This is a genomic window from Deltaproteobacteria bacterium (assembly GCA_018668695.1).
Taxonomy (GTDB): domain Bacteria; phylum Myxococcota; class XYA12-FULL-58-9; order XYA12-FULL-58-9; family JABJBS01; genus JABJBS01.
The window spans coordinates 1-9,599 of record JABJBS010000279.1 but is presented as its reverse complement, the minus strand read 5'-3'; the positions used below and the strand labels follow the sequence as shown (position 1 = coordinate 9,599).

The following is a 9,599-nucleotide window of genomic DNA, read 5'->3' as shown; positions in this document are numbered from 1 at the left end:
GCACGCCGACGCGATCTTCCTGCATTGGTGGAAGCGGCGCGTCGTCAACTTTATCGGCAAGGACATCGTGCGCTTGCATCACCAGCACACCCTCCAGCAACAGTATGCCAGTTCGAACTCGTCGGTGGGGCTGTCGGCGGGGCCGGCGGCGGGGCCGGCGGCGGCACCAGCGGCGGCACCAGCGGCGGCACCAGCGGCGGCACCAGCGGCAGCACCAGCGGCGGCACCAGCGGCGGCACCAGCGGAAGCACCAGCGGCGGAAGAAGCGAACACTTACTACTCGGAAGCACGAGACCGCACGGATATCACTGTGGCACTTGGGTTTTCCGGTCTATCTCGATCAGCCAAACTCAACGAAAACGGCGATAGCGTAAACGCAGTCACGGGTAACACGGGTGGGTTTGTGCCTGGCCTGGCTCTCGAAATTGAAGCCTACCCACTTGGCTACCTCGACGTAGGCCCTTGGTGGCTTCAACTCGCGGGTGTGCATGTTGAAGCACTTTGGACTGCTGCGATTAGCTGGCAAGACAATGGTCAGGAATATGAAAATAGCTTCTCAGAGCTCAAGCTCGGTGCTTCTTACCGCTTTGTTCTTTGGGACGATAAGGCAGCTCCTCACGCAACATTACGACTTGGTTACGCAATGCTTAGCTACCCCAATGGCAGTAGCTTTCCAGGAGCACAATATAACGCACCCTATATTGAACTAGACAGCGAATACGCACTTCCATTTGAACTCCCTCTGATTGACTCGCTCAGTGTTCAAGCTGGACTTAGCTACTACCTACTCTCGGCGCCTGCTGGCGGCGTAAGTAACCTTGGTGAAAAGCAGTCGGGCTCAGCGCTCGGTGTGAATCTCGGTCTCGTTGCTGCACTCGACCAATTCTTTGTTAAAGCAGAAGCAACCTTACAGACCATCAGCCTCGGCTACCAAGGTCCGTTTACTGCTCAGAGTGGTCAAATCTACCAAAACCCTGAGTTCAGCGAGCTGAGCATGGGCAGTAAAGTCCTGGTCGGTATTACCTTTTAACGCTCTGCACCTTTACGTTAAATCACACAGTGATAAATGCATGCCACGGAGGATGTGGCATGCAATCAACGTTTGACCATCAGCAGTTAGAAAATCGCTTCAAAAACGTCTGTCCAGACGTGGACTTTTGCTCTCTACGCTTTGTGCGCGAGAAAACAGAGCACCTTTCAGTAAGACAAGATATCGTTCAGCCCATCGGTAACACCACCGACAGCGGCGCGATGATCACCGTTTTGCACCAAGGTGGCACTGGATACGCTTCCACATCAGACCTTTCCACCCAAGGGCTTAAAGACGCGATAGAGAAAGCAAAAGGCTGGGCTCTCTTAAGCAGTGGTCGTGCGGTCACAAACTTTAGTGAAATCGCAATGCCTCACCCCATGGCGCAGTATCGCAACCCAGTTCAAACCCCGTGGCATTCAACGACGCTATCCGACAAACTCGACTATCTAAGGGAAGCCAGCTCAAGCCTTAAAATCGGTGAAGCGATTGTCGATTGGTCCGCAAGCCTCATGCGTGTGGACACAGAAAGCCTTTACCTCACGTCGGGCGGCGGTTGTGTTCATCAGCAACTCCATCACCTGATGCCGGGGCTCACGGTTGTTGCAAACCGTGGAACAGACACTCAGCGTCGCACCTTTGTCGATCACTGCCAGCAAGGCGGCCTGGAGTTACTGGAAGCCATCCAATACAAAGAGCAAGCACAAAAGCTGGGAGCCGAAGCTATTCAATTGCTCGATGCTCCCAATTGCCCGAATGACCGCATGGATCTTCTTTTAGAGCCTGATCAGATGCTGCTTCAAATTCATGAGTCCATCGGCCACCCCCTAGAACTCGATAGAATTCTAGGCGACGAGCGCAACTATGCAGGAACAAGTTTCGTAACTCCCGATATGTTTGGCACGTACCAATACGGTTCAGACTTACTCAATATTAGCTTTGACCCAACCCATGAGCAGGAACTTGCGAGCTACCAATATGATGACGATGGGGCCCAAGCAGAAAAAGTGATGATTATTGAAAACGGTATTCTCAAACATCCCCTAGGAGGCGTCATCTCACAAAATCGCGGCAACCGGCAAGGCACTTCCAGTACCCGAGCCTCCAGCTGGAACCGTCCTCCCATCGACCGCATGGCAAACCTGAATTTAGAACCAGGCACTCAAACCCGTGAGGATCTTATCGGTGGCGTTGAAAAAGGCATTCTGATGAGTACCAACCTGTCGTGGTCGATCGATGACTCACGTAACAAATTTCAATTCAGCTGTGAGATGGGACACATCATCGAGAACGGAGAAATCAAGCAGATGGTGAAGAACCCATCCTACCGCGGGATTTCCGCTACCTTTTGGAGAAACCTAAAGGGTGTTGCTGATGCCTCCAGCCGCAAGTTTTTAGGCACACCCTATTGCGGTAAGGGTGAGCCCAACCAAGTTATTCGTGTGGGGCATGCATCACCGATCTGCCTCTTTTCCGATATTGCTGTTTTCGGAGGCGAGTCATGAGCCAAGATCACCAAAGTTTTTTCTATACACTCTTTGAGTACGCCCAAGGCAAGATTCTTGAGCATGAAACATTACTTGCCTCTTTCTACGCTGAAGAGTCCTCTTTCGTCCGATTCAACAGTGGTCAGATACGCCAACCAGGCAGCGTAAGCCAAACAGAGTTCACCCTAGAACTGGTGGACGACAAAAAGCATCTAAGTGCTACATTCAGCCTTTCTCAAAATGACAACGACGACAAACAAACGGTTGATGAAACTCTAGCGACACTCAGGGAAAATCTTCAGTCCATTCCCGACGATCCACATTTTCTTTACGCAACGGAAGTGAACTCTTCAGAAAACTCAGAAGCAGGCAGCCTCCCAACGGCTCAGGAAATCACCGAAGAGATTCTCGCAGAAGGTGCTGGTCTCGATTTCGTAGGTATTCTTGCGCATGGCTCCGTAGCTTGTGGCTTTGCCAACTCCCTGGGTCAACGCAATTGGTTTACCCGCGATAACTTCAACTTCGACTGGAGCGTTTACAGCCACGAAGACAAAGCTATTAAATCGGGCTACAGCGGGTTTGAATGGGACCGAGATATTCTCTCAGCGAAATTTGCGCATACCCGTAAGCATCTCGATATTCTCAAGCTGCCCCCGAAAACCCTTGAGCCTGGTGAATATAAAGTCTTCCTGACGCCAGCTGCGCTCAGTGAGGTTCTGGGTTTATTGGGCTGGTTTAGCTTTTCGAAAAAAGCTGTCAAAACCAAACAATCTGCATTGCTTACTCTTGTTGAAGAGCAATGTACTTTGCATCCTTCGGTTCACATCAACGAGAACAACAACGGCGGCGTTGGTCCGATGTTCAACAGCAAAGGCTTTGTCAAAGAGTCCAGTATCGAGCTTGTGAGTAAAGGGCTTTATTCTGGAGCCCTTACCAGTGCTCGCTCAGCCCGTGAGTACGATGTACCAACCGACGGCTCAAACGCCGGTGAAACTCCTGAGTCCCTTGAGCTGGGAGCGGGTAAGCTTTTAGAAAAAGATATTCTGACGGAGCTTGGCGACGGACTCTACATCTCAAACCTATGGTATATGAATTTCTCAGACCGTCAGAGCTGCCGAATGACCGGTATGACAAGGTTTGCAACGTTCTGGGTTGAAGACGGTAAAATCAAAGCTCCCGTCAACGTCATGAGATTCGACGAGTCACTCTACAGAATGCTTGGAGAAAATTTGGTTGGGCTTACTCAAGAGCGTGAGCATATCTTGGATGCAGGCACTTACCACCGGCGTTCAACCAACTCTATCAACCTACCTGGAGCGCTTATTGAGGGCTTTAGGCTGACGCTCTAAACCATCAAGGTACGACAAGCGTTACAGAGCCTGAGAGTGTTGTGACTTCTGGAAACATTTCAAGTCGCCGAGCCATGCAAGACGCAATGTTGGCTGCGTATACTTCTTCAGGTTGCGATACATCAGGATCATCAGCATCAGAAGCACCTGCCCAGGTAAACTCAGGATCCCGGGTTGTACCCGCAAGCTTTAAAGATAGCTGAGAGACCTCAAACGGGTTCTGAAGTGCATCGGCTAAGCAAATTCGAAAATCATCTTTGACCACTGCTCGACTTCCCTGACGTCGGCGCGCTTCTTTGAGCAGTTTGATTTCTCGCTCAACCAAGGTGACTCCTTCTGGGTCTATTTTGACGACTTCATCCATTCTTAGATAAAACGCCGCGCACTCGGTTTCGTACTTCAGCATTTCTCGACCAAATCGCTTTTGCTCAGCTGCAGAACTCACCGTGTGACGAAAACGCGCCGCGACCTTCAATACATTTTTGCAATCGTTAAGCTGGCGATACACCCAGGCTTGCTTGACCCGAGACTCGGCATAATATTCCCCGAAGGCCACTGACTCATATTGGTGAGCCGCTGCTTGGTAATTACCAATTCCTGATTCGAGGTCTCCAATGCGCGTGTGAATTTCCGCAATGAGCCTCGCTTGACCAATTTGGAGAGCTTTCCCGTAAGCTGAGACGGCCCCAACTTCATCACCGCTTGCCTCGTAAAGCAGTCCCCGTAGGTAGAGGTTATAGACCTGTAAACGCTCTTCATCATCACGGGGCATATTGTCTTCAAGTGTGGCAATGAGGTCACCGTAATCGGGGAATGGTTTTTCTGGTTCCTCGCAATTGGGTTTGCAAGCCGAGTATTGCTTCAAATCTTTGCGGTAATAAACGAGGTCTTCCTCATAAATAAGCTGAGCTTCGTCCCAATCAAGAAGGCTTCGGGCGATCATGGCGCTGCTCTGAAGTTCTTGGGTGTAAAGGTCAGAGAGCACGCCCTGACGCGACGCGTCGCGTTTGGTGCGAAGAGTTTTGAGCTTTTTGGCCGACTCGCCTGCTTGTTTTGCCAAGACGAACTTCTCGCGGTCAAGCAAGGCTGTCTGTAGCCGGGCTTTGATAGAGCCACTCACATCCAAAGGTTTTAGCATCTTCAATGTTATTAAAGCTGCTGGAATCGCTTGGATTTTTCTCGAATCAGGTTTTTTAGGAGTGATCTCTTCATCGTTAAAATTCACACCCGCCCAAGCCGATGCAGACATTAACGAAACGAGGAGACTCAGCGTTACTGACGATAAATATTTCTTCATATCCAATGACCCAATCATTTCTGCTCCACCCTGATTCTTTCTTACAGGCGACCTTAACCAAAGCCAGCCTACTGGGACGTCTTTTTTGTAAAAAAATGACCATGGTGGCCAAATTAGAGCCGAGCTGCTCTCTTAGTTAGGCTGACGGTACTTCAGCAAGCGGGGTAAGTATGTTTGCTCCCAGGCCTTGGCCTGCGCAAATTCGGGGTAAGACTCTTCAAGAATCACAAATTCAGGAGGGTGAATCAGGCGGCGCCCGCCATGTTCTTCGACCCCGAGAACCTCATGAAGCATCTCGTGGTAGATAACCCAAGAAATGTAATAACGGGGTACAAAAGATTGATCTAAGCACGGGTGAATACGGATTAAATTTTCACGCTCGCTGTAAGAGCCTAAAATAATCGATTTACGACGGGTTTTAGAACCTGCGCGGCCCCAAGTAATGTTGGCTTTGCATGCATCATGAAAAAACTCGGAGTTTAATGAAGCTAGGATCTCCCGTAAATCATAACAGCGCCCCAACGCATTAAGGTTCTGACGAACTGGGACTTCACGGGCCGTGGTCTGAATGTAGCGGTCGATCACCCGGCCAGCCACTGCATCGCGAGCACCGAGGTAAGAAACCATCGCCTCCCAAACCAGCTCCGGCGCCTCCACAAACATCTTGTGAAGCCTCATACCCAAGATACCTTGATGCTCTTTCCAGCTCATCATGGTGCTTCTGTTGTTGGTAAAGGTTACTTGAACAGGCCTCGCCAAACGCTGGCTTAACCACGTTGCCGCGACCTCATCCGGTCGGCCACTGTCCCACGACGGCTTATCGCAAGCGTCCAGACCCCCATCGAGGGAGACACCCTCGAAAAGCTCTTCGCCATCATTGTGCATCGTCATAAAACAACTCGTAACACCCCCAACTGACATAACCAAACCGGCGTATTGATGTTGCCAACATGGGGTATTCGGTGCGAGTGTGCCCCCATGCAAATTGGGGAGTACCGTATCATCGACAGACTGGGCATTGGCGGCTCGGGCGAGATCTATCGTGCGCACCACCAAAGCTCCAAACCACAAGAAATCGTTGTCATTAAACGCCTCTTAGCCAAACTTCGAAGTGATGCCTTAGCCCGCGACCAATTTATCATTGAAGCTGACCTTGGTAGGCGGCTGATGCACCCCAACCTCATACGGCAACTTGCCTTCGGCCTCGAGGATGAGGAACTCTTCTTGGTTCTTCAATATGTAGACGGACCCAACCTCTTTACCCTTCTCAACACGCTCAGAGCGCGCTCCATGCAACCCGCTGGCTATGTGGCCGGGTATATCATCGCCCAGATACTAGAAGGTCTTCACTTCGCACACGAGCTCAAAGGAGCGGATGAATCGTATTTAGGGCTGGTCCACCGTGATGTGAATCCACACAATATCTTACTCTCCTACCATGGAGGGGTGGTTCTCGCCGATTTTGGGGTTGCACGGCTTCAAGGACTCGAAGGTGGCCGCGCTGAGGAAGCCGCATTTGGTAAGCTTGGCTACCTCTCACCTGAACAACTTCACGGTAAGCCCATTGACCGCCAAACCGATGTCTTTGCGTGCGGCGTCTTAGCGTACGAGTTATTTGTCGGTATTCACCCATTTGTCATGCAAGGGGATAGCGATGAAGATGTTTCGAAGCGAATTCTCGACGGTGAATTCCCAGATCCGAATCTAGCCGTGCCCAATCTTCCCATGGGAATCGGCGACATTTTGCGAAAAGCGCTCCAGGTAAAACACAAAAAGCGATTTGCGACAGCCATGGAGATGAAGCAAGCATTATCGCGGTTTGTGCCCAATATTCGTGAATCGAGATTGGCCCTAAGCCATCAATTGCACCAGCTTTTCCCACAGGTTACATGATTTAGACCAACAATTGGTTGCGCTAAAAGCCCAAAAGTGACAGGTAAAAAGAGTGACTGAAACTCAGAAAACCAGAAAATGGCTGCACATTGGCCTCTATATTGCGCTCTTAGCCAGCGCGGCCGGTAGCATCTTCTATACCCAAGGACTCTGGGCAGCCTTTGGTGCCGGAGATTTATCGCTTTGGGTTCCCCTGGTTGCTCCAGCTGCCTTCACAGTATTTGTGCTTATCTATACCGTAGACCGCTGGCTCCTTGTTAAACGACGTGGATACCCGCTGGTGCGAGCCTTTGTTCAAGTTGCGGTAACCCTGGCATTTCTTACATCGTTGATGCAGCGCCAAGCCGTTGAATATAAAGAAGCGACTGAAATACAGGCCTCGCCTGAAGCGGTCAGCGATCTTCTTGCGCACCGAGAAGCTCGCGTCAGAGCCGCTGGGTGTGAATTACTCGCGTTGCGTGGAGAGTTACCGAAGTACCAAGCCATTGAAGCTCTCGCGCTTCGAGATAAGAGCCCTGTGGTTCAAGACCGCTGCGCTAAAGCACTCGGTGCTCTGCGCACCATGACGCAAAAAACGCAAACTCCGACGACAGCGCCGGCGGCTCCAAGCCCATAAGCGAATTGAAATCCTGAGTTAAGCTTCCCACTTCGCAAAAGAGTCCCAATCGATATACAATAGGTCCGGTATTCCAGGCACCATTACAAGGCAATCGAACATGGCAGACGATATTCAAAAAACAGTGCTTCTCAAACGCGTCAGTATCTTCAAAGACCTAGACGAATTTGCTCTTCAAAGCCTTGCAAGTCGACTTGAGACCGTAAACTACAAAAAAGACTCTGAGATTTTTCGGCAGTCTCAAGATGGCGATGCACTTTTTATTGTCGTCTCGGGCCGCGTGAAGGTGGTCATTCACAATGAAAATGGAAAAGAAACGATTTTGACCATTTTCAAAGCTGAAGATTTCTTTGGCGAGATGAGCCTACTTGATGGCGAGCCGCGGTCTGCAGGGGTTTACACAACTCAAAAATCGACCTTGCTTAAACTTTCACGGACAGACTTCATCAGCCACCTTCAGTCCTTTCCAAATTCTGCCCTGAACATCTTATCGGTTATGTCTGCGCGGCTAAGACGAGCCAGCGAAATCATTGGTAACCTCGCCTCTCTGGATGTCTATGGCAGAATGGCTCGGGTTATTCTCGATATGGCTAAAACAGATGGTGAGAAAAAAGATGAAGGCGTCTTTATCAAATCTCGGCCTGCACAACATGAACTTGCAGCCATGATTGGTACCACACGTGAAACTGTCTCTCGTGTACTCGGAGAATTCCAAAAACGCGGGCTTATTATGATGTCTGGAAAAGGGCTTTTAGTGAGCTACGGGTTTGCAGAAGACGAAAGCATCATCAAAAAGCTTTAAGCCACTTATTCCGTAGTGTGGGTGACCAATTGTGTAGCAACCCAGGACCAATCCGTTGGAGCTTCGCTAGGCTCACGGTCAGGATTCTTTAGAACAACAAAATGGTTCGCATCCTCCAAGAGCTTAGCCACAGCTTTACCTTCTTCGCTTTCGGCGGGTATTTTCTCAAGGTAGCTTTTATAAAACCTAAGGGCCAAAGCACGATCACCCAGTTTTAAAGCTGCAACCGCTCGAACTCGATCAACCTCAACTCCAGCGCCGCCTAAGCTTAAAAACTCTTCCATCAGTTTCATCGCCGCCGCTGGATTTGCACCTTCTACAGCTTGGAGCCCTTGAGCCCACACATCCATCGCCATCTCATGACGCGTTGGCGGAGGAATCACAATTTCCAGGGTGCGCCACTGCGCCAAGGTCTGACCGTATGAAAATGCGCAGAGCACAAGTCCCAATGACAGACTCCCCATCAAAAATGCACTCATCCAAGAAGCCGAGCTTTGATCAACAACCACAGGCTCAACATTAAACTCTACGAAATCATTGTAACCGGTGCCATTTGCAACTTGGTTTGAAAATGCGGGTAACTCGGGCAAAGGGACATTTGCAAAAGATGGTGATTCCGACTCGGAAGCCGCAGCAGTGGGATCAGACCAAAGCTCAACGTCGAGGTCGTCCAAATCAACTTCTTGAGAGTCTCCAGTGCTTAGGGTCGATTCACCCACCTCAACAACAACATCCGTAAGGTCGATCGCCAAATCGCCTTCGGAGCTTAAGCTGGGCATTTCAGGTAGCTTGAAAACGCCAGTTGCAGCACCATCGTCTGCATTGACCACTGGAGGTGCTGGCAAAATTGCGGCTGATAATAGTTCTCTGCTACCCTCCGCGATTTCCTGGGGCACAGCCTGCTCAGGAGCCGGCACACCCACCAGGGGCGTCTCGCGGTGAAAAGCCACCAGCTTCTGAGCCAAGTTACTTCCCGGCTCAAAGCTCATCGCCACCAAACTGGGCAAGGTATCAGAGGGGCTTGGAGCCTCCAGCCAAACCTGTCCTGAACAGCTTGGACAATTCCCTGTAATGACCACACGTTTGGGCGGTGAAGAGGAAGACCATTGGCAAGCAGGGCAGATT

At 50.5% G+C, this 9,599-nt stretch carries 8 protein-coding genes and 1 pseudogene; 6 read left to right on the top strand and 3 right to left on the bottom strand.

Translation table 11 applies throughout. The features are described 5' to 3' along the window. The first annotated feature begins 67 nt into the window (after positions 1-67). The 3 genes and pseudogenes from HOK28_14870 to HOK28_14860 all read left to right on the top strand — a co-directional run bounded on the left by HOK28_14870 (position 68) and on the right by HOK28_14860 (position 3,866). Positions 68-253, top strand: a pseudogene (locus HOK28_14870) (hypothetical protein). An 836-nt stretch (positions 254-1,089) separates the two neighbouring features. After that, complete coding sequence (locus tag HOK28_14865) at positions 1,090-2,535, top strand: TldD/PmbA family protein (GenBank protein ID MBT6434378.1); 1,446 nt, start codon at positions 1,090-1,092, stop codon at positions 2,533-2,535. Then, positions 2,532-3,866, top strand: a complete 1,335-nt coding sequence (locus HOK28_14860; protein ID MBT6434377.1) for a TldE/PmbA family protein — start codon at positions 2,532-2,534, stop codon at positions 3,864-3,866. Before HOK28_14865 ends, HOK28_14860 begins: the two co-directional genes overlap by 4 nt. A 4-nt stretch (positions 3,867-3,870) precedes the next feature. On the opposite strand, the gene HOK28_14855 is transcribed toward HOK28_14860, so the two are convergent. Together HOK28_14855 and HOK28_14850 are read right to left on the bottom strand one after the other, a co-directional pair. Further along, positions 3,871-5,181, bottom strand: a complete 1,311-nt coding sequence (locus HOK28_14855; protein MBT6434376.1) for a hypothetical protein — start codon at positions 5,179-5,181, stop codon at positions 3,871-3,873. 114 nt (positions 5,182-5,295) lie between these two features. Next, positions 5,296-6,054, bottom strand: a complete 759-nt coding sequence (locus tag HOK28_14850; protein MBT6434375.1) for a hypothetical protein — start codon at positions 6,052-6,054, stop codon at positions 5,296-5,298. Positions 6,055-6,102: 48 nt separating this feature from the next. On the opposite strand from HOK28_14850, the gene HOK28_14845 reads away from it, so the two are divergent. From HOK28_14845 to HOK28_14835, 3 genes are all read left to right on the top strand, one after another. Continuing rightward, the gene (locus HOK28_14845) at positions 6,103-7,056 is read left to right on the top strand and encodes a serine/threonine protein kinase (GenBank protein MBT6434374.1); all 954 of its coding nucleotides are present in this window, start codon (positions 6,103-6,105) and stop codon (positions 7,054-7,056) included. A 52-nt stretch (positions 7,057-7,108) separates the two neighbouring features. Continuing rightward, positions 7,109-7,672, top strand: a complete 564-nt coding sequence (locus HOK28_14840; GenBank protein ID MBT6434373.1) for a hypothetical protein — start codon at positions 7,109-7,111, stop codon at positions 7,670-7,672. A 100-nt stretch (positions 7,673-7,772) separates the two neighbouring features. Next, positions 7,773-8,474 carry a Crp/Fnr family transcriptional regulator gene (locus HOK28_14835; GenBank protein MBT6434372.1) on the top strand — a complete coding sequence of 234 codons (702 nt, stop codon included), beginning with the start codon at positions 7,773-7,775 and terminating at the stop codon, positions 8,472-8,474. Between the two features lie 5 nt (positions 8,475-8,479). Here the strand turns inward: HOK28_14835 and HOK28_14830 are convergent. Continuing rightward, the coding region (locus HOK28_14830) for a hypothetical protein (GenBank protein MBT6434371.1) at positions 8,480-9,599 on the bottom strand (1,120 nt) is incomplete at its 5' end.